We start from the raw sequence: 26817 nt of genomic DNA, 5'->3' as shown, positions 1-26817 counted from the left end.
AGGAAATCGCAGCTTACAAAGCTCTCAAGCAAAAAGCCTGCCTCAGTCATCTGAGTGCAGGCTCTTTTCGCTTTTCTAACGTATTACATCATGTATGGAAAATAAGTAATCGTCGGGTCAAAATCATCGTTGTCGTACTCTTTGCCGCCCCAGGCAATGACGACGATCCGGTCACGGTCCATGTCCTCTTCAAGACGTTCCGCCCCATTGTCGGAGATTCCCATGGATTTCATTTTCGCCCGAAGCTCGTCGCCGCGTGAACGGAAAATATTCGCAATCGCGGTACCCATGCCTTCTTCGTCCATACCGATTTGCTCGGTGCCCGTTTGGTCTGCTACGCGGTCCGTTCTGTCCTTATCGTGAGCCAAGACGTAAATGCGGTCCATGCTGTAGCCTTCCGCCACGAATTTGTCCACCTGCGCCCGAACTTCACCGGCAGTTCTTACGGTTTGAACTTTTGTCATATTCGTTACATTGGTTTCCATCATGGTTCCTCCTCTATGGGTTATGATCTGCAGCGTCTGCTACAACGTTAATAACCGGATTAGAGGAAGATGAACCTTGATAAGACTGGAAGACGCGTGCCGGCAATCGGATGCCGATTCTTTAAATTCGAATTTTTTCGCCAAATGACCTGCCGGTGCTTAGCTCTGCCCGCCGATCAAAACTTCTACATCCAGCCTATTCAGCGCTTCGATCCATTCCTGGGAACAGCCGCGATCCGTCACGATCATGGAGATATGCTCAATCGGCGCGATCTGGGCAAAGGTAGTTACCCCGAATTTGGAATGATCGGCGACCAAAATAGATTCCTCCGTCCGCTGCATCATTTTGCGTGACAGCAGCGCTTCCTCCAGATTGTACTCCGTGATCCCGTCAGACAGCGAAATCCCTCCTGCTGATATGAACGCTTTGTTGACCTTAAATTGTTCCAGCAGCTGATGGGCAATCGCGCCTGTCGCTGCCTGGATTCCCAAGTTCACGTCACCGCCCGCGAAAATCACTTTTCCCTGAAAGCCTTCCAGTGCGCATGCCAAAATAGGCACAGAGCTTGTAATGACCGTCACGTCCGCGCGTTCCTTCAACGCCCGCATAATTTCCAGCGTGGTCGTTCCGTTATCCAGCAGCACGGTCTCACCTTCGCCAATCAGCGCGGCGGCCGTCTGGCCGATGGCACGTTTCTCCCCCGGATGCATTTGCGCCCGCTTGATAAAGGTAGGCTCGATCCGCTCGGAACGGGTCTGAACCGCTCCGCCGTATACTTTCCGCAGCCGCCCTTCCTTCTCCAGGCGATCCAGATCGCGGCGAATCGTCTCCGTTGAAACTTGAAACAGCTCCGCCAGGGCATGCACCTGCACTTTTCCCTCCGTGCTTAGCCGCGCAAGAATGGTTTGCTTCCGCTCCTCATAGGTTAGGGACATATCACATTCCTCCTTACATCGCCGTACCTGCTTGCTTTTATGTGTTTTGTTGTTGTTTCTTCTCAGTGTATAAGCTGTTTGCAAGCCTTGTCAAACCTCGGAAGCACACAGGAACGAATGGCATCATATATTTGTAAAACCATTTGTAAAGCAAATGTAAAAAACAATTGACAACATTTTACGCAGAGCATACAATCAACACGAAAACAACATGAAATATACATAAATCAACATAATAACAACGATATACTTCAAGGGGGAAAATCTTGATGAGTCGACAACTATCTTTCCGGCAGGACGGAACGTTTACCATCGTACAGTTCACCGATCTTCATTGGAAAAACGGAGAACCCGAGGATCATCGCACGCGCGCTTTGATGGAGCTGACGCTGGACGCGGAGAAACCCGATATGGTCGTCTTTACAGGGGATGTCATCTATACCGGCCATGTTTCGGCGGGCTACTCCGACTGTGAGAATCCTTCCCAGGCTTTCCGGGATGCCGTCGCCGCTGTCGAGCAGCGCAGCATTCCTTGGGCCGTTGTGTTTGGCAATCATGACACGGAAAACCATATTACCCGCGAGGAGCTGATGAAAGTCGCTGTATCGCATCCTCATACGGTTGCCGAAGCAGGACCGGCGGACATTACGGGCGTAGGCAATTACACCGTCCAACTGGTGGATGCCGAGGGAAAGCCGGCGGCGAATCTATATTTCCTGGATTCCGGCAACCTGTCGCCGCTGGAGCATGTTCCTTATTACAACTGGGTAAGACGCGATCAGATCGACTGGCTCGTGAACGAGTCCGCGCGACTGAATCCGGCGGACCAAGCCAGCAAGCTGCCCGCCCTCGCCTTCTTCCATATCCCCGTGCCCGAATATCAGGAAGTCTGGGATCAACAGACCTGCTACGGAAATAAATATGAGCCCGTCTGCTGCGCTCCCATCAACTCGGGATTGTTCACGGCGCTGCTCGAGATGGGCGATGTCGTCGGCACCTTCTGCGGACATGATCACGTCAATGATTATTACGGCGACCTGCACGGCATCCGCCTGTGCTACGGACGGGCGACCGGGTATAACACCTATGGCCGGGAAGGATTCAAGCGCGGCGCGCGCGTGATTCGCCTGACCGCAGGCGAAGCCGATTTTACTACCTGGCTTCGCTTGGACGACGGCTCGGTTGTTACGCAGCAGCCTGTCCATCATCCCGGTGACGACGAAAATTAACATCTAAGGAGTCTTCTCGCATGCTTTTACCTATACTACTCGTGCTTGCTTCGGGGATGGCGCATGCCGTCTGGAGTATGTTCACCAAGCAAAGCCTCAACAAAGGCGTATTTCTGTGGTCGATCATGATGATCCCTGCGGTCCTGCTGCTGCCTGTGCTGGTTACGGAGCTGTGGATCCATCCGCTTACCGCCGGTGCATACGGTTTACTGCTGTTGTCCGTGCTGCTGCAGGCGCTCTATTCCTGGCTGTTGTCCAAAACCTACGAGCTCGGCGATTTGTCGCAAATCTATCCGATCATGCGGGGAACCAGCACGCTGCTGGTCCCGATCATCGGGGTGCTTTTCCTCAAGGAATCGCTGTCCGCATTCGGCTGGATCGGCATCGTGCTCATGATTGGCGGCTTTTTCCTTCTCAGCGGCATAGGATCGCGGCGAAAAAAAGCGCAGGCTGCGCAGCCGCAAAGCTTAAAGCCATTCGGCTTGGCTCTGTGCGTGGGCTTGTGCACCACCAGCTATGTGTTCGTGGATAAGCTGAACCTTCAGCATGTCTCTCCGTTATCGCTGCTTGAGGTCACGAATATCGGATTTGTCCTGGGCTTAACCCCGCTCGTCCTGAAATCGCGTCAGCTCAAGCAGGAATGGAACCGAAACCGCTCAACCATCTTCCTCGGGGCGATCCTGAACCCCGGCTCCTATCTGCTCTTTCTCTTCGCGATGCAGCAGGCTCCGATGGCTCATATCAGTCCGCTGCGGGAAATCGGCACCGTATTCGCGACGTTCCTCGGGGTACTTCTCCTGAAGGAGCAGCAGGGAGTGAAGCGGATTTCGACCTCTATCGTGGTGTTCTGCGGGATACTGCTGATCGGGATGCTGGGATGATCCCTTGAATAAATAAAATGCGAAAGACGGCTCCATCAAGCCGTCTTTTCTGCTGTTTACAGCCTGTTTGCCAGAAATAAAAACATAGAAAAAGGCGCCCTTTGCAGGCACCTCTTTGTTATCCGCATATGGATTCCACGTTAGTATTGGTTCCACATTTCGTATTATTCTTTCACGCCTCCCAGCGCCACCCCCGCGATAATATACCGGGATAACAGGAAGTAAACCACAAACAGCGGTAATGCTGTCAGGGCCAACCCCATGTAGATGGAGCCGAACTCCGTCTTGTAAATATCACCTCGAAGCAAGCTGACCATGATCGGCATCGTATATTTATCCTTCTGCGTCAACAGAATCAACGGCATGAACAGGTTGTTCCAGTTAGCGACAAAGGCAAAGATCGCCTGCGTTGCCACTGCCGGCATCATTAGAGGTAAGATAATCCGGTTAAATGTGGAGAATTCACCGGATCCGTCGACGCGCGCTGCTTCCACGATCTCCATCGACAGGGTCGCAAGCAGGTATTGGCGCATGAAGAACACCACCGCCGGCGCTGCAATCGCGGGCAGAATCAGCGGAAGGAAGTTATTGGTCCAATGTAATTTATACATGAACTGATAGAATCCGATCGCGCTTGCCTGGGAAGGAATCATCATAACACACAGGATAAAAGTGAAAAATGGCTGGCGAAGCTTCCAGTTATAAGCCACGAGCCCATAGGCCGTCAAGGACGAGAAATAGACGGTGCAGATCGTTGCGGAACTGGAGATAATAAACGAATTCAAGAACCCTTTCCATGGATCAAAGCTCTTGTCGAGCAGCACTCTCAGGTTGCTCATCATATGAGTCGAAGGAATCAGCGACAGACCGCTCTGGATTTCCGGTGTGGAGCGCGTGGCGTTGACGAACATGATCCAAAATAGAAGGATGCTGAGTACCGCTAAAGAAATGCAGACGATATAAATAATTGTTCTGCTGATTTTTTGGTTGACGGTACTGCTTCTCTGAACTTTTGCCATGTGCTACACCTCCCTAACGGCTGCTTCGGCAGCTTTTCTGTATTTTTTCTCTGCCTTTTTCAATCTGGCCTCGTCGCGGTCGCGCATCAGGTAGAACAGGAATCCGGACAGCACTGCCGTGATCGCGAACATGATCATGCTCGCCGCTGCGGCACGGTTATACATATAGCTGCCCTTGAACGCTTGACCGTAGATAAACATGGATGTCGTTAGCGTGGAGTCGTCAGGTCCGCCGGCAAGGAACAATTGCGGTATATCGAACATGGTCAAACCACCGACCAAGGATGTAATCAACGTGAAAAGCAATATCGTACGCAGGCTCGGGAGCGTGATGCGGAAGAAGGTCTGAAATCCGTTAGCCCCGTCTATTGCCGCGGACTCGAAGAGAGCGGGATTGATGCCTGCAACGCCTGCGATCAGAACGATCATGGTGTTGCCGTACCACATCCAGAATTGGATGAACGACACAATGCCGCGCGCCGTCCCCTTATTCTGAAGGAAGAAGATCGGTGCGTCGGACCATCCCAGCATTTGAAACAAACTGTTTACAGGGCCCATCGGATAGGCAAACAGCGTGCTGAACAGCACGGCGATCGTACTTGCAGTAATGATATTCGGCATATAGAGCAGCACTTTAAATGCGCCTTGTCCCTTGATGTTAAGGCGGCGGTTCGTGAACCACGCGGTAAGCAAGAGTGCAAGTACCATCTGGGGTATGAAGTTGAATATCCAGAGCAACCCCGTGTTGATCAGAGACTTCCTGAACGAAGCGTTATCAAAGAGGAGTTCTTTGAAATTTTGAAAAGGATTATCCAGAAAATGAATCGGTTTAGGTATGATCCCTTTCATATCAGTGAATCCGATCACTGCGGTGTATAAAATGGGATACAGCGAGAAAACCACAAATGCCAGGACAAACGGAAAGGTAAACATATAGCCGTATTTCGAATAGTTGACACCTTTGCGGCGCATGCTCTCACCTCATTAGTTGATATGAAGGGGCGGGTAAACCCCCGCCCCTTCAGCTGCTTTTTATTCGCTATCAATACCAAGCTGGTCTTTGACTTGCTGTTTGAAGGTTTTGATCGCATCGTCGCGGGACTTGTTGCCTGCGGTGTACTCGCGTGTTTGATCGCGCCAGAGTTTGTTAATTGTTTCGTCGTATTGCGTCAAGTTTTTACCTGAAGCGTTGGCGTTGGCCGGTACGAACACATCGAACATGTTCTGCCCGCCGAGCAGCGCAACTTCGCCGTTTGACTTCGACATGACGACGGAGGATGCAACGCTGTCCTTCGTGCCTTGCTCGCCTTCCTTCATCGTACCGTTAGCCCAGTAATATTGAAGTCCTGTTTCGGAGGTATCGAGCGTTACCCATTTGATAAAGTCTGCAACAGCCTTTTTCTTTGCGTCGTCCTTGACAGCATCCTTATTGGCGAGCAGCCAGGTGCCTCCCCAGAAGAAGCCTGTCGTAGGCTCAGCAACAGCCCAGTCACCATTGGTGTCCTTCACTTGACCGTTCATCACGTAGTTGATGAGCCAAGCGGGACCGAAGAATCCGAAGATTGGCTGCTTGCCGGCGCCGGACATATCCGCATACCACGCTTCCGTCCAGTCCGTCGTATCGTTGTGGTAGCCGTTGTCTTTCAGCTTTTTGGAGAGATCAAGGAACTGTTCGCGCTTCGGATCAATATGAAGCTTGCCATCGACAATCCAACCCTTGTCGGAGCTGTTTTCGATTGGATGCCAAATATCGCCGTCGCCGGAAACGATGCCGTATCCTTTCGCTTTCAGCTTCGCAGCTGCATCGAAGAATTTATCCCAGCCTGGTCCGATTTCATTCTTGATCGTAGCCGGATCGTCCGTTCCAAATACATCCTTGGCAATCGAGCGGCGATAGATAAAGGCACCGCCGGTCGCTTGATAGCCGAGGGCTTTCAGCTCGCCTTCTTTGCTGCCGATATCAACCGAATATTGAGCGATACCCGCGTCTTTAACCATCTGGTCGTCAAGGCCCAGATCTGCATAGTTGGCGGCATAGCTCGATGCATCGCCTTGCGAATACTTGAGCACGAATGCCGATTCTGCTGCATAAATGTCCGGGGCATCTTTACCGCCAGCGGCCAGCGCCTGGTCAAGAGCCGGCTGATAAGCGCCATCTGTCGTCGCGATGACCGTGGTTTTGAAATCCACATTCGCGTCGGGATGGGTTTCCATATATTTTTTGGTCATATTCGGAATCTCGTCCGTGAAGCTCCACAAATTGATAGTGACTTTCGAGCCATCACCTTTGGCTGGAGCCGTGGAAGTGGTGTCTGATGGGGTTGAACTTGTGCTTGGGCTGGATGAGTCCGAATTGCCGCCACACGCTGTAAGAGCAGATGATATCATGAGCATTGCAGAGATTCCGACAAACATACTTTTCATGCTTTTGATGCGTTTCATACTTTGCCTCCCCTTTTTATTCATCTCTCGGTTTCTTGTAACCGCATACATAATTATAGAGCCTATCCTCCTCTTGCATAAGGAACCCGCCTTTGGCAAAAATTCCACTTTTTTTAGATTCCGTTCTGTGCAGGACATAAAAATGACACCAAGAGATCTGTATCTTGGTATCTTCATAATCCGAGACAAAAAGAGGTGCCCTTTACAGGGTCACCTCTTGTTTTCTTTGCAAAAACAGCTTGAAAATGAAGATTGGCCGTCAATCGCCTTTAATATTGTTATATAATGGGAAACACACGACGTAAAGGAGGTGGATTCATGATGACTTTGGTCAAGAAAGCAATGGCATTACAGACCACTCATGCAAAGAGAAGGTATCGGAAGGCGAACCTTTGCATGAGGCGAAACAACCACTGATTCGCCGATGCATGCTTTTCCGGTATTTTCGCTTTGCCCCTTATTAGACAGAAATACACAATAAGGAGCTGGCTAAAATGGCCTATGTAAAAGCCGCAAACGTATTACCCGAAACGTTAATTTCCGAAATTCAAAAATATGTTCAAGGAGATACGATCTACATTCCCCGGCTGGACGAAGCCCCCAAGCAATGGGGCAGCCGTTCCGGAACCCGCAAGCAGATCGACGACCGGAACGCAGCCATTCGAAAAGCGTTCGCAGGCGGCGGCAAAATTCCGCAGCTGGCTGATGAATACCACCTATCCGTGGATTCAATCCGCAAAATCGTGTACTCCAAGCCCAAGCGCTGATCCGGCAGGATCGGTGCTTTTTCATTTGGCAAGCTCGCCGCTTTCGGGAGAGACGCTATCAGGTCTTCTCTCAACTCCGGTTCATGCGTTGATTCCGCTCGAGCTGAACCCGGATCCCGGACCGGTCGATTTGAATCCAATACTCCACGATTTTTCCGGCTTCAACCCGGTAGACAGCGCTGGCGATTTCTATCACGGGGAGACCCGTCGGGGCGAATCCGTCGACTTCACCGATATGGCTCCCGACCTGCTTCCATCGGACGAACACTTTATCCTCCTGCGCGATACATTCCTGCACTTCCAAGGAAAATGGGCCGTAAGCCGCCATCATTTCCCTGACATGATCCGCATATTGCTGCGGGGTCCGGATGACGGTCTCTTCCGCTTCCGATACCACTTGATGCGCGTAAACCTGCTCCGCCATCCATATATTCGCACGCTCCAGACTCCGCCCGGAACGCACCTCCTCGAAAAATGCTCTAACGATTTGCTCTGACGTCATGTCATTCCCTCCCGATTGGTTTATGGATACCGTGTCCATGATGTTTCAGCGGTATCAAAAACGTAAATAACGAGCAAGTTTTACCTTCCATTTACGTAAGCAAGACTTCAAATCAACACTTCTCCCCCATGATTAAAGACAGCAATGAGTTTTTTGATGAAAGGGAGAAAACGCAGACATGATGAAAAAAACAATTTTGCTTGGCACCGCACTTTTTCTTACCGCATCACCGCTGGGAACCGTGATCAGCCATGCCGATGCGGCAGCTGCTCCCAGCAAGCACCTTAACCAGGCATCTGCTAAAAAGGCCGTGTTTACGAATGCGACCGTAGAACGCGAGAAAGACGGAACCCTGAAGCTGCACTGGCAGGCAACAGCCGATCTCGGACCGGCCAAAGTGTACTGGAGCAGCCAGCCCGACAGCGCCTGGAAGGAGCTTGCGCGCACCTACGCAGCCTTCGGCGGCTTGCATACGGCAGACCCGAATCCGGGAAGCCGCGTTTATTTCAAAATCAAAGGCGGTAACGGCGCTGAAATCAGAACCGCCGAACGCCTGCTCCCGCTTCAAGGCGCAACCAACTTCCGCGATCTGGGCGGCTATCGGACCACGGACGGCAAAACCGTCAAATATGGCAAGCTGTTCCGTTCGGATGAGCTGGCCGGCCTGACTCCCAGCGACATCTCTTATTTGCAAAAAAGCGGCTTGAAGACGATCGTCGATTACCGGACGGATGAAGAAGTGCAGAAGAAGCCCGATCCAACGATTACAGGCGCAGCATACGTCCGCAATCCGGTGTTCAGCCAGTCCGGCAGCGGCACCGACATCATGACATATATGGCCACCGGGGAATTCGACAAAATGGGTAAGCCCGGCGATGTGCTGGTTGCCGCCAACCGCGACATGGTCGACCATCCGGAAGCTTACGTCAAGCTGTTCGACATGATGCTGGACCCGGCTTCGACCGCCCTCGTTCAGCACTGTACCGCCGGCAAAGACCGCACGGGACTCGGCTCCGCGCTGATGCTGCTTGCGCTTGGCGTTCCCAAAGAAACGGTCGTGCAGGACTTCCTCCTCAGCAACACATACCGCGAGGTGTATAATAAGGCGGCCGTTGACGCCATGGTTAAACAGTTCAACCTGACGGATGATAACGCCATCGAGGTCATTCGAGCGCTGATGGACGTTCGTCCGGAATACATCAACGCGGCATTCGATGAAATGGCGTCGAAGTACGGCTCCATCCAGGGCTTTCTGGAAAAAGGACTGGGACTGAGCGCAGCCGAGCAGGCCAAGCTGAAAAAGATGTATCTCGAATAGTTCCAAGCGGCGATTTTGAATCCGCACAGCTCTGACATGAATCAATAGAGAGGCGATTTTCCGGTGGAGTTCATGCCACTTGGGAATCGTCTCTTTTTTAATAGGAATGATTGTTTAGTGAAGCAGCGATAAAACCATCCCCACGGAATGATCCGCGAACGAACGCTCCGGACGGGATTTCAGCAGCACCGTCAGTCCGATCAGCGCAACGACCAGCGTCTGTGCCAGCCCCTTCGCGTCCAGACTGCCAGCAAGCTCTCCAGACTTCATCCCCTTGCGGATGGCTTCTTGAAAAATCACGGCAAGATACATTTCATGCTCCCGGGTGAGGATTTCGAATTTCTCGTCATGCGGGGCAAGCTCGACCATCGTATTGATGCAAAAGCACCCTTTGCTTGGCGTTTCGCGGTACCCCTCCTCCACCAAGTCCCCGAAGAAAGCACGGATAGCCTCTTTAACGGATGGGTTCGTATGAAGTTTAGCCCGAATGCGGGCCGCGTGCAGATTCAAATATTTCCGCAGCGCCGCTTCGAAAAGCTCTTCTTTACCGCCGAATGCCGCATATAAGCTGGGCCGCTGAATGCCCATGGCTGCCGTTAAATCGCTGATGGAGGTGGCTTCATACCCTTTTTTCCAAAAGAGCTCCATCGCTTCATCCAGCGCTTGTTCCTTATCGAATTCCCGTTGCCGTACCATGTCTGCCCTCCTCCTTTCTGTGATCCTCATGATCTATCCATATCTCTGTTTCATATGCCATTGCCTTCGACTGTATTGCAAGCCAAATGCTGTTTTTTAATTTACTGATCGGTATATTTTATTTTAGCCATCCTTCTGTTTTATGTCAATGCGTCGGATGACATCCCATCAGGCTTCCCGCTTCATTGTTGACTATATATCTTGTGAGTATTCGCATGATCCTTCCTCATCCAATCAAAAATGGAGTTGACAGCGCCAACCGTTCCGCTTTATATTTGCTGTGCACCATTCCGTATCGATTGGTATTAAAAGATGAACGGAGTGACCCCATGAATAATTCTTCTTCCCTATCCCGCTACACGTTAATCCTGTTCGCCTTGGCCTGCGGCGTCGCGGTCGCGAATGTTTACTGTGCGCAGCCGCTGCTCGATCAAATCTCGAATGAGTTTGGAATCTCCCCCTCTACCATTGGCGCAGTCATCACCATTACACAATTGTGCTACGCGGTGGGGCTCCTGCTTCTCGTTCCCCTCGGCGATCTCGTCCGTCCCAAGAAGCTGATTATCAGCCAGATGGTGCTTTATGTATTGGCCCTGACCGGTATTGGCCTGTCTCCCACGGTCACGGTGCTTTTTGCGGGCTTGGCCGCTGTCGGATTGCTCGCGTCCGTCACGCAAACCCTGGTCGCCTATGCTTCGACACTAGCTGCCCCCGCCGAGCGCGGGCGCGTCGTCGGATTCGTTCAAAGCGGCATCGTCATCGGCATCCTGCTGGCAAGAACCTTTGCCGGCCTATTGACCGATGTAGGCGGTTGGCGCTCGGTCTATCTCACCTCCGGAGCCCTCATGCTCCTTTTGGTCGGCTTATTGTACCGGGCCCTGCCGCAGGTTGAACGCCAGCGCCTCTATCTTATCCCAAGCTGCTTCGATCGACCCTCCTGCTCTTCGCGCAAGAACGAACACTGCTCGTCCGCGGCGGACTCGCGACATTGATTTTTACGGCCTTCAGCATCTTATGGAGCTCCCTGGTTCTGCCGCTGAGCGCTGCTCCGTATTCCCTTTCCCATACGGCGATCGGGGCATTCGGCTTGGCCGGCGCGGCCGGTGCATTATCCGCCGCGAAAGCCGGACGGCTTGCCGACCGTGGATGGGGACAGCGCACGACGGGCATTGCCCTCGCGCTCTTGACGGCATCATGGTTGTTCATCGGCTTAGCAGAGCGGTCCCTGCTTGGATTAATCGTCGGGATTATCCTGCTCGACCTGGCCGTGCAGGCCGTGCACGTCACCAACCAGGCCATGATCATGGCGGTCCGCCCCGAGGCCAAAAGCAGACTGACGGCCGCCTACATGATGTTCTACTCTATCGGCAGCGCGACCGGCGCCATTCTGGCCACCAATGCCTACGCCGCTTTCGGCTGGATCGGCGTCTGCATCCTGGGTGCCACTATCAGTGCGCTCGCCCTCGTATTCTGGGGAATCACGCGCCGTTTCACTCGGCAGGTTGGAGAAGCGGATGTCGCTTAATGGAACGACCTCTTACCAAAATAGTAAAAATATACATTATGCTCTATGATGGAATAGTATCTGATCGGCGGATCCGATCCGTAAACACGGAGTACGGGAGAAACATAAACGTCGGTATAAACCTTTGGAAAAGCCAGTTCGGATAATTTCTAGTAGGAGCGTGTCAAATGAATTTAAAAGAAAAGCTGCTATTCATCAAAGAGAATGGCTACCAAGCACCTCCCGCTACATTCCAGTTGGTACAAGAAATGATAACCAACATCGGTTCTTTGGATGCTGAGCTGCGTGATGATCTCATCTATACAACCTTATCACATTGGATTCCCGGTAGTTCTCTAGCTGCGAACGAACTGGAACAGCTTCTACCTGTTATTTTGGATAAAGACCATCTGCTTTTTAGGCTGGGGGAAGCGAATACAGACTCTGTCTTCACCCGATCCTTCTCTATGCTGGTCATACCGCTGCTCTTGATGAGGCACAGAGAATCACCTTTTCTCTCAAGAGAGCAGGTTCATCTGATCAAGGAGAGCGTGTTTTACAATGTACAAGAAGAGCGGGATTACCGTGGGTATGACGAAGAAAAGGGCTGGGCCCATGCCATCGCCCATGCAGCAGATGCTTTAGACGATTTGGCTCAATGTTCCGAGCTGGAGAGAACCGACCTTATAACCATCCTCGATTTGGTGCACGACAAGATGACTCTAACAGATCGGGTGTACTCTGATGGGGAAGATGAGAGAATGGCAAGACCCGTAATTCGTATTTTAAATCGAAAATTACTTAGTCAGACTGATGTAGAGCAATGGATTCAAAGTTTCGGTCGTGTGGAGAAAAACCCGGAATTTCTACCTGCCTTTAAGCAAAAAAATAATATAAAGAACTTTTTGAAAAGCTTATACTTCCGAGTTAAATTTTATGAAGTTGATGCCGCTCTCTGCCCAACGATCGAGCAAACCTTATATAAAGTAGAAAAAGTATACTATTGCTGATGAAGAAAAAGAGGGAACTTGCACCCTCTCTGGGCAATCCCCACTTCAAATAAGGTACAGGCTAGCGATCCCCCTCCCTTTATTTCCCCAACAAAGACTAATGGCTCCGTCCCCTCAAAATAAAGGACGAAGCCATTTATGCTTCCAATCGCGGGAGCTGCAAATCCGATTCAGGATGAAGCCGTACTCGCCGTCAGAATTGCGTCACGTTTTTTTATGATGTAATATCATCGAAATTCTGCAAAAGGCGCTGCTCCAGCCCTTTTTCGTTTGTTGTTAGTTCTTGCATGATCGGTATAGTCATATCGGTATTGGGATTGTATTTCAGGCCCCAGTGCATAATGGCAAAAACGACTGGAAACAGGTCAAGTGCCTTTTGTGTTGGTCGGTACATGGTCTGTGCGCGGTTAGTATCTCCTTCTATCTTGATGAGCAGGCCTGCTTCAACGAGTGATTGGAGCCGTGCGCTCAAAATATTCGTTGAGATGTGCTCGCGTGAAGCAAGAAACTCGCGGTAATACCGCTTGTTATGGATAAGGACGTCACGAAGGATGACTAGGCTCCAGGGATCACCCCATATGTCGAGCGCATATACGATTGGACAAACAGTAGAGGATCGCTTTTTCATGAAAAGATTATACAATTCGTGCTTGCATTTTGCAAGTTTGTACTTGCGTTTTGCAAGTACAAACTTTATACTCTGTGTGTAATTAACTATGAACGAGGGGAGAGATCGTATGAATCAAAGTTACAGCACTTCTTTTAAGGTTGACCAAAGCCCCGAAGAAGTCTTCGCCGCCATCAATAACGTCCGCGGATGGTGGTCAGAGGAAATTGAGGGCAGTACCGACGCACTTGGTGAATTTAAGTACCACCACGAGGATATTCACCGCTGCACCATCCAAATCACCGAGCTTGTTCCAGGTAAAAAGGTTGCTTGGCACATTGCAGACAACTACTTTAACTTCGTCAAGGACAAGAGCGAGTGGACGGATACCGACATTGTCTTTGAAATCACCCAAAAGGACGGCAAAACAGAAGTTCGATTTACGCACGTAGGACTCGTTCCCGCGTATGAGTGCTACGCCGTCTGTAAAGACTCCTGGGGCATCTACATAAGCGGCAGCCTTCGAGATTTGATCACCACGGGTAAGGGCCAGCCCAACCAAAGCGAGCAAATTGCAAACAAACACGGCATTGCGAACTCTTAGAAACCCAATGCCATAGACAGAAGCTCGGCGCTTAGCGACTGAAGCTTTGCCAAGAGATTGCGCTGTAATAATCAACATGGACTCCTGCGGGTTTCTTCTAAAAAACTTGCTGTTATTTGTGGTACAGTTCACCGCGTACTCTGTAACGGCAAACTTTAAAGACTTGGCGGTATAGCAAAATGTATTTTAGCTAGGAAGCTCCGAAGCAAAAACGGTACCCCCTCTCCAATATGGAATAGGGGAAACCGTTTTTTAGTGTAAAGCTCTATGATCCACTTTAATTTTATCTTTTCGCTACTCCGGCGCGTCCTAGTAATTCTCCCCGCGATAATACCGTTCAAGCTTGTGCTCCAAATGGACGAGCTGGGCTTTTTTCGCTTCAATATCATCCAGCAGCTTTTGCTTCTGGTCTTGAATCAATTTAATTCGCTCCGGCAGGGTCGAGGTGCCCTCATTGACCTTGTCGTAATACCTTTTGATATCCTCCACGCTCATTCCGGTTTCACGCAGACATTTGATAAACACCAGCCATTTCAACTCATGCTCCGTATATAAACGGTTATTCTGCTCGTTGCGCGCCGCCGGTTCCAGCAATCCCTTTCTTTCGTAAAAACGGATCGCACCGATGTTGATTCCGACTTCCTTCGCGACTTCTCCGATTGTAAGCATATACCCCTCGCTTATAAAAAAAAGTTTTCGTTGACCTACACTAAGTGTAGCATAGTAACTTATACATCGGGTAACATAACCAATCTAAAGAAATGAGGGATTTGCATGAAAAAAACCGCCTTCGTAACCGGCGCCAATAAAGGAATCGGATTTGAAATCGTTAAGCAGCTGGGAGAAGCCGGCTAGAAGGTCCTTCTCGGCGCCCGCAGCGCTGAACGCGGCAGAGTAGCCGTTTCTGAGTTGACTTCACAAGGGCTGGACGTGGACTTTGTTCAAATCGACATGGAAGACCTAAAATCTATTGAACAAGCCGCCAGCACGATTACACAAAATTATCCCGACCTGAAGCTGCTGATTAACAACGCCGGCATGCCGGGCGCTTTCTCCCGTTCGTTTATGGATACGAAAGAGGAGGATTTGCGGAACGCGTTTGAGGTTAACTTTTTCGGTACCTTCCGCTTGAATCAGCATTTGTTTCCGTTGATCAAGAACAGCGAAGGAACCGTCATCAACGTCTCCACCGACATGGCTTCCCTGGATCATATGCAGCATGCGGAATCTACACTAAACGCTTTTGATTATAACTCCTCAAAGACGGCCAACAACGCCATGACGTTATCAATGGCTTATGAGGTTAGAGACAGCGGCGCTCAAGTATTTGCGGTAACGCCGGGCTTCACAACCACCGATCTCAACGGCAATGCCGCAGGCGGTAAATCCAAGGAAGCCGCTGCAGCCATTATCGTGGGATATGTCTTAGACGGCAAACGTCATAACGGCGAATTTTTGGATGAGAATGACATTTACGCTTGGTAAACAAAAATTCGAGCCTTAAACATCTGAGATAAGATTTGAAATGTCCTATTCCCCCTATTCTCTCCTCTAATTCCCATCCCCTAAAATAAAAGAAAAGCCGAGCAAATACCAGGAAATCATCCTGGATCTGCTCGACTTTGATTTAACTTTAAATGGCTCGCTACGAGGCTAATTTGCTCGAAACGACTTCCCCTTACTCCACCGTCACGCTCTTCGCCAAATTCCGCGGCTTATCCACGTCGTTTCCTCTCGCGAGGGAAGCGTAGTAGGCCAGCAGCTGTAGCGGAACGACGGACAGTGCCGGGGTCAGCAGCGGCAGGGTTTGCGGAATGGCAAACGCCTGATTCACGGATTTCAACAGGCTGGCCACATGCTCTTCATGCGTAATCGCCATGATGTCGGCGCCGCGCGCGCTGACTTCCTTGATGTTGCTCACGGTCTTCTCAAGCACCGCTTCCTGGGTTGCCAGGGCAATAACCGGAATGCCTTCTTCGATCAAGGCCAGCGTACCGTGCTTCAGTTCACCGGCAGCATACGCCTCGGAGTGGATATAGGAAATTTCTTTCAGCTTCAGCGAGCCTTCCTGTGCCACTGCATAGTCCATGCCGCGTCCAATAAAGAATAAGTGCTCATGCTTGGAAATTTGTTCGGCATAGGCTTTGATCGCATCCGGCTTCGCCAGCATGCTCTCCAGCTGCTCAGGCAGGGCCTGCATCGCTGCAATAATCCGTGCAACCTCTTCCTCTGTCTGCGTGCCGCGCACCTCTGCCAGGTACAGCGACAACAGGTAGAACGCGATCAGTTGGGACGTATACGCTTTGGTCGAAGCCACGGCGATTTCCGGACCCGCCAGGGTTACGATCACATCATCCGCATCGCGGGCGATGGAGCTTCCCACCACGTTGGTAATGGCGAGCACATGCGCACCGTGAGACTGAGCCTCGCGCAGGGCTGCCAGCGTATCCGCGGTTTCACCCGATTGGCTCACGACGATCACAAGCGTATTCGGTGTCACGATTGGCGAACGGTAACGGTATTCAGACGCAACATCCGTTTCGACAGGAATGCGTACCAGCGATTCGATCGCATGGCGTCCAACAAGACCTGCATGGAAAGCAGTACCGCAGGCAATGATTTGCACATTGCTGATGTTTTTGATTTGCTCCGGAGTCAACTTCAGCTCAGGCAAAATGACTTTTTTGCCGGATTCGTCGATCCGTCCGCGCATCGTGTCGCGATAAGCTTTTGGCTGCTCGTGGATCTCTTTAAGCATAAAATGCTCAAAGCCGCCTTTTTCCGCAGTGACCGCATCCCAGTCGACATGAATCATTTCCCGAGAAATAAAATTCCCTTCAATGGTCATCAATTCGACAGAGTCTTTGGTCAGTACCGCCATCTCACCGTCGTTCAGAATATACACATTGCGCGTATATTGCAGAATCGCCGGAATGTCCGAACCGATAAAGTTCTCGCCTTCACCGATACCGATAATGAGCGGACTTGCCTGACGAACAGCAACCAGTTTTTCCGGTTCATATTCCGTCAGCACGCCTAGTGCAAAAGCGCCGCGCATATGCGTAATCGCTTGCTGCACCGCTTTGACGATGTCGCCATCATATTCCCGGGCAATCAGGTGAGAAATGACTTCCGTATCGGTTTCCGACACAAAAATATGACCTTGCTCGATCAGCTCATCCTTCAGCTCCATATAGTTTTCGACAATGCCGTTATGCACGACAGAAAACTTATGGCTGTTGTCCGTATGAGGATGGGAGTTCACATCCGATGGTTTGCCGTGGGTTGCCCAGCGGGTATGCCCGATGCCAGCGTTCCCCACCAAAGGCGTTACCTCCAGCTTCGACTCCAGATTCGCGATCCGGCCCTTCGCCTTGGCGATTTGCAATCCCTTATCGGTGAATACTGCAATCCCTGCGGAATCGTAACCACGGTACTCCAGCTTCTTCAATCCCTCGATCAATACTTCCTGCGTATCCTTCTGACCAATATATCCAACAATACCACACATAATTAAAATTCCTCCGTTCACTTCTCCAAAATGGGTTTAGAGAGCGTACAGGAATAGCCGTGCGGCATAACCGGAACGTACGGGAAAACAAACTTTGTATGAAATTTACAAGGTACGTTTCACGAATGTACTGTTTCTCGGCTGCTGCACTTACTGCTATCTTGCCCGCACACTCATGAATTATGATTTTCTTTTCACCCACCGGAAGCGTTGTGTGAACGGTCGCCCATTCATTTTCCGTTTTCGGTTTTCGGTTCTGGTGAATCACCGGAAGGTCCCCGCCGAATGTTTCGAACACCTTCACCTCGTCAACTTGGCGCTGCCGTGAATCCGCTCCAACGGTTGCGAACGAATTCATTCCCCGCGCGAGCCCAAGTTCTGGCGCTTTTAATTCTAAACCTCACGATCCCCGCTTTCTGTATTTGAATGACATGTATTTCTGAATTTTCAAGAACCCGTCTGCCTTTTCAGAAAAGTTTCGACAAACGTAGTTCCTATTATATTCAAGTCGAACCCGTTTGGCAATCCGGGCTGAAGACCGTGCCAAGCCCTCTTTTTCCCTATTCACCTGAAATGAAAGCCGATGAAACCTGAACATTAGTTTCACCGGCCCATGATAAAAGTTGCTTCATTTTACGACAAAAACACATCCTAGGTCTTACACAAGCTCCCGCTTCACAACCTCGACGATCTGATTCACGTACTGATCCAGCTGGTCCTTATCCGGACCCTCTGCCATCACGCGAATCAGCGATTCCGTACCCGAAGGACGTACCAGCACGCGGCCATTGTCGCCCAGAATGCCTTCCACTTCGGCAATAGCTGCTTCAATGGCGGGGTTGCCTTCATATTTGCTCTTGTCCTCAACACGGACATTCACAAGCACTTGAGGATACTGGCGCATCATTGTTCTCAGCTCGCTCAGCTTTTTGCCGGAAGCCGAAATGGTGTCTACCAGCTGAATTGCTGTCAGAATGCCGTCGCCGGTTGTGTTGTAATCCAGGAAAATCACATGGCCGGACTGCTCGCCGCCCAGGTTATAGCCGTTCTTGCGCATCTCTTCCATGACGTAGCGGTCGCCTACGGCTGTCTTGGCTGTTTTCAGGCCCAGTTTCTCCGTAGCTTTATAAAAGCCGATATTACTCATGACCGTCGAGACGATCGTACCGTTGTTCAGCTTGCCTTGCTTATTCATGGCATCTCCGCAAATGCAGAGGATAAAGTCGCCATCGACTTCCTCGCCGTTGTTGTCGATCGCAATCAAACGGTCCGCATCGCCGTCAAAAGCGAGGCCCAGGTCGGCCTTTGACTTGATGACCTCTTCCTTGAGCTTCTCCGGATGCGTGGAACCGCAATGATCGTTAATGTTCAGACCGTTCGGCTCGGCGCCGATCTTTACAACTTCCGCGCCCAGCTCTTCGAACAGCTTCGGAGCCAGCTCATAAGCAGCACCGTTCGCGCAGTCGAGCACGATTTTCAGGCCGTCAAAGCTGTGGCTGATCGTCGATTTCAGATATTCCAAATATTTATATTTCGAATCGTTATCTACAATGACGTTGCCCAGGTCTTTACCCACCGGACGCGGCAGGTTATCGGTCTCTGCGTCCATCAATGCTTCGATCTTCAGTTCCGTCTCATCGGACAGCTTGAATCCGTCCCCGCCAAAAAACTTAATCCCGTTATCTTCCACCGGATTATGCGACGCAGAGATCATCACGCCCGCATCTGCTTTCAGCAATCTCGTAATATAAGCGACCGCCGGTGTCGATACGACGCCAAGCCGCACTACATGCGCGCCGATGGACAGCATGCCAGCCACCAGAGCCGATTCCAGCATGACGCCCGAAACGCGCGTATCCATTCCGATGACGACCGTCGGTTTCTCAACGTCTCCCGTTAATACATAACCGCCGCAGCGGCCGATGCTGTATGCCATTTCTGCGGTCAATTCCTTGTTTGCGACACCGCGGACGCCGTCAGTACCAAAATATTTCCCCATGATTGTTCTCCTTTTTATAGGCTCTCTGTTTACAAAGATTCATTTTAAATTCCATCGTATTCCATTCGCTAATTTCCTGGATCTCCCGCTTCTCCCGAACCGTTCGGCGTCACGGGGTCATTCGGACCCGAACCGCCTGGATCATCGCTTCCCGTCCCGGAATGATTCTCCTGGTTTGGATTCTTATCCTTTCCCTTTCCGTCCGACCCGGTTTCCGGGGTCGTCGTTGCGGGAGTCGAAGCCTTCTCCTTTACCTCAATCGTCGCCGTCAGCGGGCTGCCCTGATCGGCACGGGATATATAACGCGGCAGCACGAGCTGCAGCGTTACTTGATGCGTTCCCGGGCTCAGATTCCCGACGCTTGCAATCAGCTGGATATCGCTTGAAGTCAGACTGTTCAGCAGACCCGGAGCACCGCTGAGCGTCAGCGACATCACGCGGCTGGCCGGACTGATAATCGTGGCATCCAGATCGCTGTTCTCATTTTTGATCGTGATCGGAATGTCGTTCATGGTCCGCTGCGAATTGGAAACCGTGGTGATTTCCACTTCCAAGGAGCTCGGCTCGATTTTCTCAAAACCGGAAGGTGGCGTCAAGTCCACAGGAAGAACTATTGTTCCCGCCTGCGTGATCTGCCCCAAATCCACGCTAATATTGGTATAGGACTTTACTCCCGCCAGGTCCTCTTGCGAGCCGTATAGCTTCACCTTGCTTGCGCTAGGCTGAGCTTTCGAAATCACAAGTCCCTCAGGAAGCTTGCCCGTATATTGCAGTTCTATCGGAATTTCCTTAAAGGGTGGTGAAATGACCACATCGGCCGAAACCGTGGACGGTTCAAGCACGGCTCCCTCGATTTCCTGCCCCTTTTTGTCATAGGCGATCAGCTTGATCCTTTTTTCTTTGATCGAGCTGCTCTCCCCGTCAATAGTCACGGTTCCTTGAACCTTCGCTACCTCGCGAAGCTCGCTCTCCGGAAGCGTCACTTTCACGGTTGCAGGCTGTGGGGTCACCGTACCGACCTGATACCCCTCCGCTGGTGTCCCTTTGGTCACGATTGATACCGGAAACGTTGCCGTATTTCTCTCTTCGATATTCACCGTCACCGTCGACGGCTGGATATTCACGATCTCGAGCCCTTTCGGGATATCGACGCTGAGCGGCAGCGTGCTGGTTCCGACCTTCGCATTGCTAAGGTCCAGCTTGATTTTATACTCGCCAGAAAAGGCGGATAAGAGATCCGTCTTTTTCCCCTTAATCTCAATGCGGACCCGATCGGTGTCCATGGCGCTGAGTATATATTTCTTTTCATCCAGTCCGTAAGGCTGAACCTTGACGTTTTCAATAATCCTCGTATCTATTTTCGCTGTAGGCGTAGGCGTATCGCTGTTTAAATGGACCATGCTCCACAGCAACACGCTAACGGCAAGCGCCAAAATTTTCGCGAAATTGTTGTTGTTGATCCACTTATTCATCTTTATCAGTCCCCTTCCGGCGCCAGAACATCGGGCGTTTCTCTTTAGGGGTGGAATTCGGACGGAGCTCCTCATACAGCTTCGAAATCAGGGATTCCTCCTTGATGTCGCGCACAACCTGTCCATTGATTGCAAGGGAGATTTGACCTGTTTCTTCCGAAACGACAACCGAGACGGCATCGCCGACCTCACTGATCCCGATCGCGGCACGGTGCCGTGTACCTAGTTCCTTACTGATAAAGGGGTTCTCCGACAGCGGCAAATAACATGCGGCGGCAGCAATTTGGTTGTTCTGTATAATGACGGCTCCATCGTGGAGCGGCGTATTCGGGATGAAAATATTGATCAAGAGCTGTGAGCTGATCATCGACTGCATCGGAATACCCGATTCGGTGTATTCGTTCAGTCCTGTCTGGCGTTCAAAAACAATTAATGCGCCGATCTTTCTGCGTGCTAAATAATTTACGGCCTTAATGACTTCGCCGATCAGTTTGTTGAATTCCTCATCCTCTGCGGAGGACCGGCCGAATATTTTGCCGCGACCGAGCTGTTCCAGCGCTCTGCGAAGCTCCGGCTGGAAGATAATAAAGATGGCAAAAATACCGAAGTTGAAAATTTGATTCATCAGCCATCTCAGTGTAAACAAATCGAACCATGTGCTTAGCGCCCATATAATGACCAGAACCAGAATACCTTTCAGGAGTTGAACGGCTCTGGTACCCCGAACGAGCAAAATGACATGATAAATAATGTATGTAACAATCGCAATATCGATGATATCCTTGATGGATTCCTTCCATGTCAGATCCGTAAAATAACTCATACTTAGGCCCCCGCACTTCCCCTTGAATGTAAAATGGGTCTCTATGTAATATAATTTCCCCTATATCTTCTAGGTTATAACGATCAACTTCAGGTTGCAAGCGGCCGAAGCTCCAAATTGGTTGAATTTAAGCATTCTTCCAGCAAAAAGGCGCCTTCTTTCAGAGAAGAGGCGCCGTGAATTCAGCTGCAGCATAGGTTTTTTAACGATAGGCGACATCGGAGAATGCATTTGTTATTTTATACCAGATCCAGTCCAACGCTTGATCAACCTTTTTGACCCTACCGGAAATATGGGCTGTGGAAGCCTGGTACAATGACCCGTCGATCACCGTCAGATCCCCATTGACTTCGCCGTAAATTTGAGTTTTTCCATTTTCTACCGTTAAATTGCCGGCTATAGTTTTTCCTTCCGGGACAATAACCGTGTCTCCCTCAATCACAACCTGATCCAGGTCGCTTCCCTTGACCACGAGCTGTGTGTCCTGATCCCAGAAGCTCACGGAACTGATGAACATCACCACAAGGAAAACGGCGGCGGCCGTAATGGCAGGATGTCTTCTGATCCATCTCAGCCAAGGCTGCTGTCTTTTTTCCTGAGGCAAGGCACTCATGATCCGGTGGGTCAGCTCAAGAGGCGCGGTCGGTGCATGATGGTTCAGGGAGAACATCAGCATATCTGTCCGCTCCAGCTCTTTGAACTGCAGACGACAATCAGGGCAGGTCAGCAAATGGGTCTTTAGAGCCAGCTGCTGGTCCTTGGGCAAGTCGTCATCCAGATAATCATGCATTAAAGAGACGGCCAAGTTGCATTCCATATGAGCCAATCCTTTCGTTCATTATAGATGTATTCGAAACCCTATCCATTCGAAGGGCACAAGACTTGTTTAACTTGTAATACGTACTTCTTTTTAGAATGTTTCAATAAAAAAAAGGAATTTTACAGTTTGGACTCCAATTTTTTGCGCAGAAACTCCCGCCCGCGGTGTACCCGCGTCTTAATGGTTGTCACAGGCATGCCCAGCACGTCGCTGATTTCCTGCAAGGATAAATCCTGCAAATACCTCAAAATCATAACAGACTTGTATTTCGCCGGAAGCGTTTCAATCGCTTGATAAATGATTTCCTGCGTTTCAGACAACAGCGTTTCGCTTTCCGGTGTCCGGTTATCGCTCGGGATCATCGAATAGCCATCCATGCCTTCCTGATCGTTCATTTCCGCGTCGAGCGAATAGGTCGGCTTCTTTTTCCTCAGCCTGTCGATACATAAATTCGTGGCAATGCGATAAATCCACGTCGAAAACTTCTGGTTCGGATCGTACCGGTCCAGATTTTTATATACGCGCAAAAAGGTTTCCTGCACGATATCCTCCGCCTCATGGCGGTTGTTCAGCATTCGATAGGCCAAATGATATATTTTATCCTTATACAGCTCTACAATCTCTGCAAAGGCACGCTGATCCCCTTTCAGAGCCAGCTTGGTTAACCTGTTCTCTATATTATCCACCAATATATTCCCCCAGACTTGCTGATGGGTAACGATCTATTTTTCACATCATTCAAATCGTAATTCAACTCCCGCAAAAATGCAAGACAAGCTCGTATGGCATAGCAAAAAACACCTATAACCGGTTACAGCTTCATAGATCGCCATGCTTCGGATTTTATGCTTAACTGATAACTAAAAAAGGGAAAGCCCGGGTTTCAATCGCTTGAATCCCGGCTTTCCCTTATTCGGCTTTCTTTCGATGTCCCTTACGCTAGAGTATCAGCCTGTGTTCCGGAGACCTGCGGCAATTCCGTTGATGGTGAGAAGCACCTCACGCAGCAGCTCGGCATCATCCTCATCCTTTTCACGCAGACCGCGCAGCTCGCTAAGCAGTTGAACCTGCAGATAGCTAAGCGGATCGACGTAAGGATTACGCAGGCGGATCGATTCCTGGATGACAGGGACGTTATCGAGAATTTCCTTCTGTCCCGTAATTTTCAGAATGAGCTCCGAAGTCAGCTTAAACTCCTCTTCAATCAGGTTGAAGATGCGCTGGCGGGCTTCATCGTTCTTGGACATATTCGCATATTCATGCGCAATGACCATATCTGCCTTGGCAATCGCCATTTGAAGCGAATCGATCAAGGAAGTAAAGAAGGAGAATTTCTCATACATTTCCTGCATGATCTTCAGGTTCTCTTCTTTGTTCTGATAAAAGTTCTGCAGGCCCGTTCCCGCAGCATACCATGCCGGCAGCAGGAAACGGCTCTGCGTCCACGAGAATACCCATGGAATGGCCCGCAGATCCTCAAAGCGGTCGCTGTTTTTCCGTTTGGAAGGACGTGAACCGATGTTCAACTCACCCACTTCAGGAAGCGGCGTCGACTCTTTGAAGAACGACAGGAAGTCCGGATCGCGGAAGATCAAATCCTGGTATTTATTGCGGGAAACCTCAGACATTTCCCGTACAATTCCATCCCAGTAAGCTTCGCGCGCATCATCCTCTTGCGGAGTTTGCTTGTTGATCGCCGCTGTAATCAGGGCGGACGTAGCTTGCTCCAGACTGCGGTAAGCGATGCCCTTCAAGGAGTAACGGGACGAGATGACCTCTCCCTGCTCCGTAATCTTGATGCCCCCGCCAATCGTAGAAGCCGGCTGAGCCAGAATCGAACGGTTGAGCGGCATGCCACCGCGTCCAAGCGCTCCGCCGCGTCCATGGAAGAACTTCAGCTTGATGCCGAACTCATCGGCAACGGCCGTCAATTCCTTCAGCGCGACGCGCAGTTCCCAGTTCGCGGTAACGGCGCCGCCATCCTTATTGCTATCCGAATAGCCGAGCATGATTTCCTGCAGATCATTTCTGGAAGCAATGCTTGCTCGATAGATCGGAAGCTGGAACAGACTCTTCATAATTTCCGGCGCAGCATGAAGATCCTCGATCGTCTCGAAAAGAGGCACCGATTGCAGTGTGCAATCAACCGTTCCATCACTATTTTGGCGGAACAATCCAACCTCTTTGGCGAAGACCATGACTTCCATGATGTCGCTTGCGCCTTCGGCCATACTGATCAGATAGCTCGTGATGCACTGCGTACCATACTCCTGCTGAGCCTTGTATACGGTGCGGAACACATCCAGGCATTCCTTCGTGCTCGCGCTGTACTCATGATAGTTAGAAGTAATCGGTCTTGGCTCGCTAAGCAGTTTGGCCAAAAGCGAAATTTTTTCCTCTTCGGAAAGTTTGGAATAATCCGGCGTCAGATCAACCTGCGCCAGAACTTCCTTCATCGCATTCTCGTGCTCTTGGCTGTGCTGGCGGATATCAAGTGCTGCGGTGTGGAAACCAAACAGCTCTACCTGGCGTATTAATTTCTGAATATACGTATCAGCGACATAGTCAGCAAAGTGGAAACGAAGGCTGCGGTCAATGATTTTCAAATCTTCGATGAATTCGGATGGTGATTGATAAGCATCTGGCGAACCCTTTTTGCTCTCGTCGGTCACGTTGCTTACTTTTTCCATCATATAGACAAGCTTGATCCGATAGGGTTCCTTTTCGTTATGCCATACGCTGCGTCTCAGAACTTCCACCTGATTCCGGTCATTCGCAATGGACTCCAGAAGTTCGTCGGACACATTGACGATGGAAGTGCTGAAACTCAAGTACTGCATATACTCGGATAAAATCCGCTGGTACTCGCGAATAGCGAGTCTGCGCTGCATCCGCAGCGTTTCCCAAGTGATGTCGGCTTTCACCGACGGGTTACCGTCGCGGTCACCGCCGATCCAGGAACCAAAACGCAGGTACGTAGGCACATGCCAGTTATGCTCTGGATAATATTTATTTAAGCAGCGTTCCAGTTCCTGATAAACGTCAGGGAGCACATGGAACAGCGTTTCGTGAAAATAGTACATGCCGTTTCTGACTTCGTCGAGAACGGTCGGTTTGCCGGCTCTGAGCTCATCCGTTTGCCATAGGGTAATGACTTCGTTCAGGAGCTTCTCGCGCAGCTGTTCGCGTTCACGGAAAGTAAGGGTCGGATTGTCCAGCAGCATAACATCCTCGGAAATCCGTTTGTGAATGTCCAAAATGGCTCTGCGCATCGCTTCAGTCGGGTGAGCCGTCATGACAAGCTCAAGCGACAGGCTTTCGATAATCTCTTGCACTTCTGTGAAAGTGAATTGACGATCCTTCAGATCTTGAACGGCACTTTCGATGGATCCCGGCTGAACCGTTTCTCCCGCCGATCTTTCGTAATCACGCTTGCGGCGAATCCGGTGATTTTGCTCCGCAATGTTCACCAATTGGAAATAGATCGCAAAAGCACGAATGACCTGGTGGCGAATATCAGGCTCAAGGGTTCGAATGATTTTCTTGAAGTCCTCATACAATTCAGGTAAAAAAACAGAACGTAATGACTTGCTGGTCTCGCGAATCTTTTCAACAATATCCAAAAGCTCGTTGCCGCCCTGATGGACAAGCACTTCACCGAGGATGTTTCCCAAGAATCGCACATCGCGCCGCAGTAGGTTGTTTGAATTGCTCTTATTTGCGGTAACCGTAAGTTCAGTCATGCTACTCCTCCCATCTCCATCCCGTTTGAATTGCTATCTCTTTTGTAACGCTTTCTAAACATCATACACCAAAATAAATCGAAAATCTTCACTTTTTCGCGATAAAGCAAAAAAATATTAGCCGCCTTCGAAACACGCTTCCTGTATTTATATACATGGCGCAATTACAGGTTATTTTATGTAGTCTTGCAAATAATGGGAAGACAAGCATCGAACTCTACATAATCAATCCATATTATAATTATTTATTCAGTTAGATTTCCTGACATCCAAAATATTCCTGTTTTCGCATCAAGGTAGAATTGATGATTGAATCTGTCGCCTGGACTCCTGCTTATGTATTACCCATTTTAGCTTGCTTCTGATACATCGATATTAACCATAGCAGCCTAAAATTTTGAATCCTGGAGAATAACAAAAAAACGCCTTTCGGCGTTTGAGTTTACATA

At 50.3% G+C, this 26817-nt stretch carries 22 protein-coding genes and 2 pseudogenes; 8 read left to right on the top strand and 16 right to left on the bottom strand.

The window, feature by feature from the left end; all coding sequences use genetic code 11:
• Positions 1–83 precede the first annotated feature (83 nt).
• Both PCH05_RS19500 and PCH05_RS19495 read right to left on the bottom strand, forming a co-directional pair.
• Positions 84–485, bottom strand: a complete 402-nt coding sequence (locus PCH05_RS19500) for a YflT domain-containing protein (RefSeq protein ID WP_246049769.1) — start codon at positions 483–485, stop codon at positions 84–86.
• A 159-nt stretch (positions 486–644) separates the two neighbouring features.
• The gene (locus PCH05_RS19495; protein ID WP_127604944.1) at positions 645–1421 is read right to left on the bottom strand and encodes a DeoR/GlpR family DNA-binding transcription regulator; all 777 of its coding nucleotides are present in this window, start codon (positions 1419–1421) and stop codon (positions 645–647) included.
• A gap of 269 nt (positions 1422–1690) precedes the next feature.
• Here PCH05_RS19495 and PCH05_RS19490 point away from each other — a divergent pair, with 269 nt between their 5' ends.
• Together PCH05_RS19490 and PCH05_RS19485 are read left to right on the top strand one after the other, a co-directional pair.
• Complete coding sequence (locus PCH05_RS19490) at positions 1691–2650, top strand: metallophosphoesterase family protein (protein WP_127604942.1); 960 nt, start codon at positions 1691–1693, stop codon at positions 2648–2650.
• A gap of 20 nt (positions 2651–2670) precedes the next feature.
• Positions 2671–3531, top strand: coding sequence for an EamA family transporter (locus tag PCH05_RS19485; RefSeq protein WP_127604940.1), 861 nt, complete (start codon positions 2671–2673; stop codon positions 3529–3531).
• A gap of 164 nt (positions 3532–3695) precedes the next feature.
• Here PCH05_RS19485 and PCH05_RS19480 read toward each other — a convergent pair whose 3' ends face one another.
• From PCH05_RS19480 to PCH05_RS19470, 3 genes are read right to left on the bottom strand one after another with little or no spacing between them, the layout of a single operon-like run.
• Complete coding sequence (locus tag PCH05_RS19480) at positions 3696–4550, bottom strand: carbohydrate ABC transporter permease (RefSeq protein WP_127604938.1); 855 nt, start codon at positions 4548–4550, stop codon at positions 3696–3698.
• Positions 4551–4553: 3 nt separating this feature from the next.
• On the bottom strand, positions 4554–5522 hold the full coding sequence (locus tag PCH05_RS19475; RefSeq protein ID WP_127604936.1) for a carbohydrate ABC transporter permease: 969 nt from the start codon (positions 5520–5522) through the stop codon (positions 4554–4556).
• A 60-nt stretch (positions 5523–5582) separates the two neighbouring features.
• Positions 5583–6779, bottom strand: a complete 1197-nt coding sequence (locus tag PCH05_RS19470; protein WP_246049767.1) for a type 2 periplasmic-binding domain-containing protein — start codon at positions 6777–6779, stop codon at positions 5583–5585.
• Positions 6780–7486: 707 nt separating this feature from the next.
• Here PCH05_RS19470 and PCH05_RS19465 point away from each other — a divergent pair.
• Positions 7487–7759: a CD3324 family protein gene (locus PCH05_RS19465; protein WP_127604932.1), complete on the top strand. Its 273-nt coding sequence runs from the start codon at positions 7487–7489 to the stop codon at positions 7757–7759.
• Positions 7760–7829: 70 nt separating this feature from the next.
• Here PCH05_RS19465 and PCH05_RS19460 read toward each other — a convergent pair whose 3' ends face one another.
• On the bottom strand, positions 7830–8261 hold the full coding sequence (locus PCH05_RS19460; protein WP_127604930.1) for an ester cyclase: 432 nt from the start codon (positions 8259–8261) through the stop codon (positions 7830–7832).
• A gap of 178 nt (positions 8262–8439) precedes the next feature.
• On the opposite strand from PCH05_RS19460, the gene PCH05_RS19455 reads away from it, so the two are divergent.
• Positions 8440–9579, top strand: coding sequence for a tyrosine-protein phosphatase (locus PCH05_RS19455; RefSeq protein WP_246049766.1), 1140 nt, complete (start codon positions 8440–8442; stop codon positions 9577–9579).
• A gap of 114 nt (positions 9580–9693) precedes the next feature.
• Here the strand turns inward: PCH05_RS19455 and PCH05_RS19450 are convergent, their stop codons facing one another.
• Positions 9694–10275, bottom strand: coding sequence for a TetR/AcrR family transcriptional regulator (locus PCH05_RS19450; protein ID WP_127604928.1), 582 nt, complete (start codon positions 10273–10275; stop codon positions 9694–9696).
• A 329-nt stretch (positions 10276–10604) separates the two neighbouring features.
• On the opposite strand from PCH05_RS19450, the pseudogene PCH05_RS19445 reads away from it, so the two are divergent.
• Positions 10605–11800 (top strand): annotated as a pseudogene (locus PCH05_RS19445) (MFS transporter).
• Between the two features lie 167 nt (positions 11801–11967).
• Positions 11968–12789: a DUF2785 domain-containing protein gene (locus PCH05_RS19440; RefSeq protein WP_127604926.1), complete on the top strand. Its 822-nt coding sequence runs from the start codon at positions 11968–11970 to the stop codon at positions 12787–12789.
• Positions 12790–13003: 214 nt separating this feature from the next.
• Here the strand turns inward: PCH05_RS19440 and PCH05_RS19435 are convergent, their stop codons facing one another.
• Positions 13004–13417, bottom strand: a complete 414-nt coding sequence (locus PCH05_RS19435) for a winged helix-turn-helix transcriptional regulator (RefSeq protein ID WP_127604924.1) — start codon at positions 13415–13417, stop codon at positions 13004–13006.
• A 109-nt stretch (positions 13418–13526) separates the two neighbouring features.
• On the opposite strand from PCH05_RS19435, the gene PCH05_RS19430 reads away from it, so the two are divergent.
• Positions 13527–14000, top strand: coding sequence for an SRPBCC family protein (locus PCH05_RS19430; protein ID WP_127604922.1), 474 nt, complete (start codon positions 13527–13529; stop codon positions 13998–14000).
• 309 nt (positions 14001–14309) lie between these two features.
• Here the strand turns inward: PCH05_RS19430 and PCH05_RS19425 are convergent, their stop codons facing one another.
• Positions 14310–14669 (bottom strand): MerR family transcriptional regulator, encoded by a 360-nt coding sequence (locus tag PCH05_RS19425; RefSeq protein WP_127604920.1) that lies wholly within the window; start codon positions 14667–14669, stop codon positions 14310–14312.
• 198 nt (positions 14670–14867) lie between these two features.
• On the opposite strand from PCH05_RS19425, the pseudogene PCH05_RS19420 reads away from it, so the two are divergent.
• Positions 14868–15485: pseudogene (locus tag PCH05_RS19420) on the top strand (SDR family NAD(P)-dependent oxidoreductase); the annotation flags it as partial.
• A 193-nt stretch (positions 15486–15678) separates the two neighbouring features.
• On the opposite strand, the gene glmS reads toward PCH05_RS19420, so the two are convergent.
• The 7 genes from glmS to ppc all read right to left on the bottom strand — a co-directional run bounded on the left by glmS (position 15679) and on the right by ppc (position 26368).
• Positions 15679–17511, bottom strand: coding sequence for a glutamine--fructose-6-phosphate transaminase (isomerizing) (gene glmS, locus PCH05_RS19415; RefSeq protein ID WP_127604918.1), 1833 nt, complete (start codon positions 17509–17511; stop codon positions 15679–15681).
• A 658-nt stretch (positions 17512–18169) separates the two neighbouring features.
• Entirely contained in the window at positions 18170–19510 is a 1341-nt protein-coding gene (gene glmM, locus PCH05_RS19410; protein ID WP_127604916.1) for a phosphoglucosamine mutase, read from the bottom strand.
• Positions 19511–19578: 68 nt separating this feature from the next.
• On the bottom strand, positions 19579–20982 hold the full coding sequence (locus tag PCH05_RS19405) for a CdaR family protein (RefSeq protein ID WP_164766720.1): 1404 nt from the start codon (positions 20980–20982) through the stop codon (positions 19579–19581).
• Positions 20975–21805 carry a diadenylate cyclase CdaA gene (gene cdaA, locus PCH05_RS19400; protein ID WP_127604912.1) on the bottom strand — a complete coding sequence of 277 codons (831 nt, stop codon included), beginning with the start codon at positions 21803–21805 and terminating at the stop codon, positions 20975–20977. The genes PCH05_RS19405 and cdaA overlap by 8 nt, the downstream gene beginning before the upstream one ends.
• Before the next feature lie 202 nt (positions 21806–22007).
• Entirely contained in the window at positions 22008–22622 is a 615-nt protein-coding gene (locus PCH05_RS19395; protein WP_127604910.1) for a zf-HC2 domain-containing protein, read from the bottom strand.
• Between the two features lie 122 nt (positions 22623–22744).
• Positions 22745–23311, bottom strand: coding sequence for an RNA polymerase sigma factor SigW (gene sigW, locus PCH05_RS19390; RefSeq protein WP_127604908.1), 567 nt, complete (start codon positions 23309–23311; stop codon positions 22745–22747).
• A gap of 261 nt (positions 23312–23572) precedes the next feature.
• The gene (ppc, locus tag PCH05_RS19385) at positions 23573–26368 is read right to left on the bottom strand and encodes a phosphoenolpyruvate carboxylase (protein WP_127604906.1); all 2796 of its coding nucleotides are present in this window, start codon (positions 26366–26368) and stop codon (positions 23573–23575) included.
• Positions 26369–26817 lie beyond the last annotated feature (449 nt).

This window comes from Paenibacillus chibensis (genome assembly GCF_004001045.1).
In the GTDB taxonomy this organism is placed as follows: Bacteria; Bacillota; Bacilli; order Paenibacillales; family Paenibacillaceae; genus Paenibacillus_AQ; species Paenibacillus_AQ chibensis.
Note: the sequence above shows the minus strand (reverse complement) of the source record. Positions and strands in the feature narration are given on the sequence as shown.

Excerpts from the sequence above, each read along its gene's own strand:
- PCH05_RS19500 (WP_246049769.1), bottom strand. The coding sequence starts at position 485 with ATGGAAACCAATGTAACGAATATGACAAAAGTTCAAACCGTAAGAACT.
- PCH05_RS19495 (WP_127604944.1), bottom strand. The coding sequence starts at position 1,421 with ATGTCCCTAACCTATGAGGAGCGGAAGCAAACCATTCTTGCGCGGCTA.
- PCH05_RS19490 (WP_127604942.1), top strand. The coding sequence starts at position 1,691 with ATGAGTCGACAACTATCTTTCCGGCAGGACGGAACGTTTACCATCGTA.
- PCH05_RS19485 (WP_127604940.1), top strand. The coding sequence starts at position 2,671 with ATGCTTTTACCTATACTACTCGTGCTTGCTTCGGGGATGGCGCATGCC.
- PCH05_RS19480 (WP_127604938.1), bottom strand. The coding sequence starts at position 4,550 with ATGGCAAAAGTTCAGAGAAGCAGTACCGTCAACCAAAAAATCAGCAGA.
- PCH05_RS19475 (WP_127604936.1), bottom strand. The coding sequence starts at position 5,522 with ATGCGCCGCAAAGGTGTCAACTATTCGAAATACGGCTATATGTTTACC.
- PCH05_RS19470 (WP_246049767.1), bottom strand. The coding sequence starts at position 6,779 with ATGACCAAAAAATATATGGAAACCCATCCCGACGCGAATGTGGATTTC.
- PCH05_RS19465 (WP_127604932.1), top strand. The coding sequence starts at position 7,487 with ATGGCCTATGTAAAAGCCGCAAACGTATTACCCGAAACGTTAATTTCC.
- PCH05_RS19460 (WP_127604930.1), bottom strand. The coding sequence starts at position 8,261 with ATGACGTCAGAGCAAATCGTTAGAGCATTTTTCGAGGAGGTGCGTTCC.
- PCH05_RS19455 (WP_246049766.1), top strand. The coding sequence starts at position 8,440 with ATGATGAAAAAAACAATTTTGCTTGGCACCGCACTTTTTCTTACCGCA.
- PCH05_RS19450 (WP_127604928.1), bottom strand. The coding sequence starts at position 10,275 with ATGGTACGGCAACGGGAATTCGATAAGGAACAAGCGCTGGATGAAGCG.
- PCH05_RS19440 (WP_127604926.1), top strand. The coding sequence starts at position 11,968 with ATGAATTTAAAAGAAAAGCTGCTATTCATCAAAGAGAATGGCTACCAA.
- PCH05_RS19435 (WP_127604924.1), bottom strand. The coding sequence starts at position 13,417 with ATGAAAAAGCGATCCTCTACTGTTTGTCCAATCGTATATGCGCTCGAC.
- PCH05_RS19430 (WP_127604922.1), top strand. The coding sequence starts at position 13,527 with ATGAATCAAAGTTACAGCACTTCTTTTAAGGTTGACCAAAGCCCCGAA.
- PCH05_RS19425 (WP_127604920.1), bottom strand. The coding sequence starts at position 14,669 with ATGCTTACAATCGGAGAAGTCGCGAAGGAAGTCGGAATCAACATCGGT.
- glmS (WP_127604918.1), bottom strand. The coding sequence starts at position 17,511 with ATGTGTGGTATTGTTGGATATATTGGTCAGAAGGATACGCAGGAAGTA.
- glmM (WP_127604916.1), bottom strand. The coding sequence starts at position 19,510 with ATGGGGAAATATTTTGGTACTGACGGCGTCCGCGGTGTCGCAAACAAG.
- PCH05_RS19405 (WP_164766720.1), bottom strand. The coding sequence starts at position 20,982 with ATGAATAAGTGGATCAACAACAACAATTTCGCGAAAATTTTGGCGCTT.
- cdaA (WP_127604912.1), bottom strand. The coding sequence starts at position 21,805 with ATGAGTTATTTTACGGATCTGACATGGAAGGAATCCATCAAGGATATC.
- PCH05_RS19395 (WP_127604910.1), bottom strand. The coding sequence starts at position 22,622 with ATGGAATGCAACTTGGCCGTCTCTTTAATGCATGATTATCTGGATGAC.
- ppc (WP_127604906.1), bottom strand. The coding sequence starts at position 26,368 with ATGACTGAACTTACGGTTACCGCAAATAAGAGCAATTCAAACAACCTA.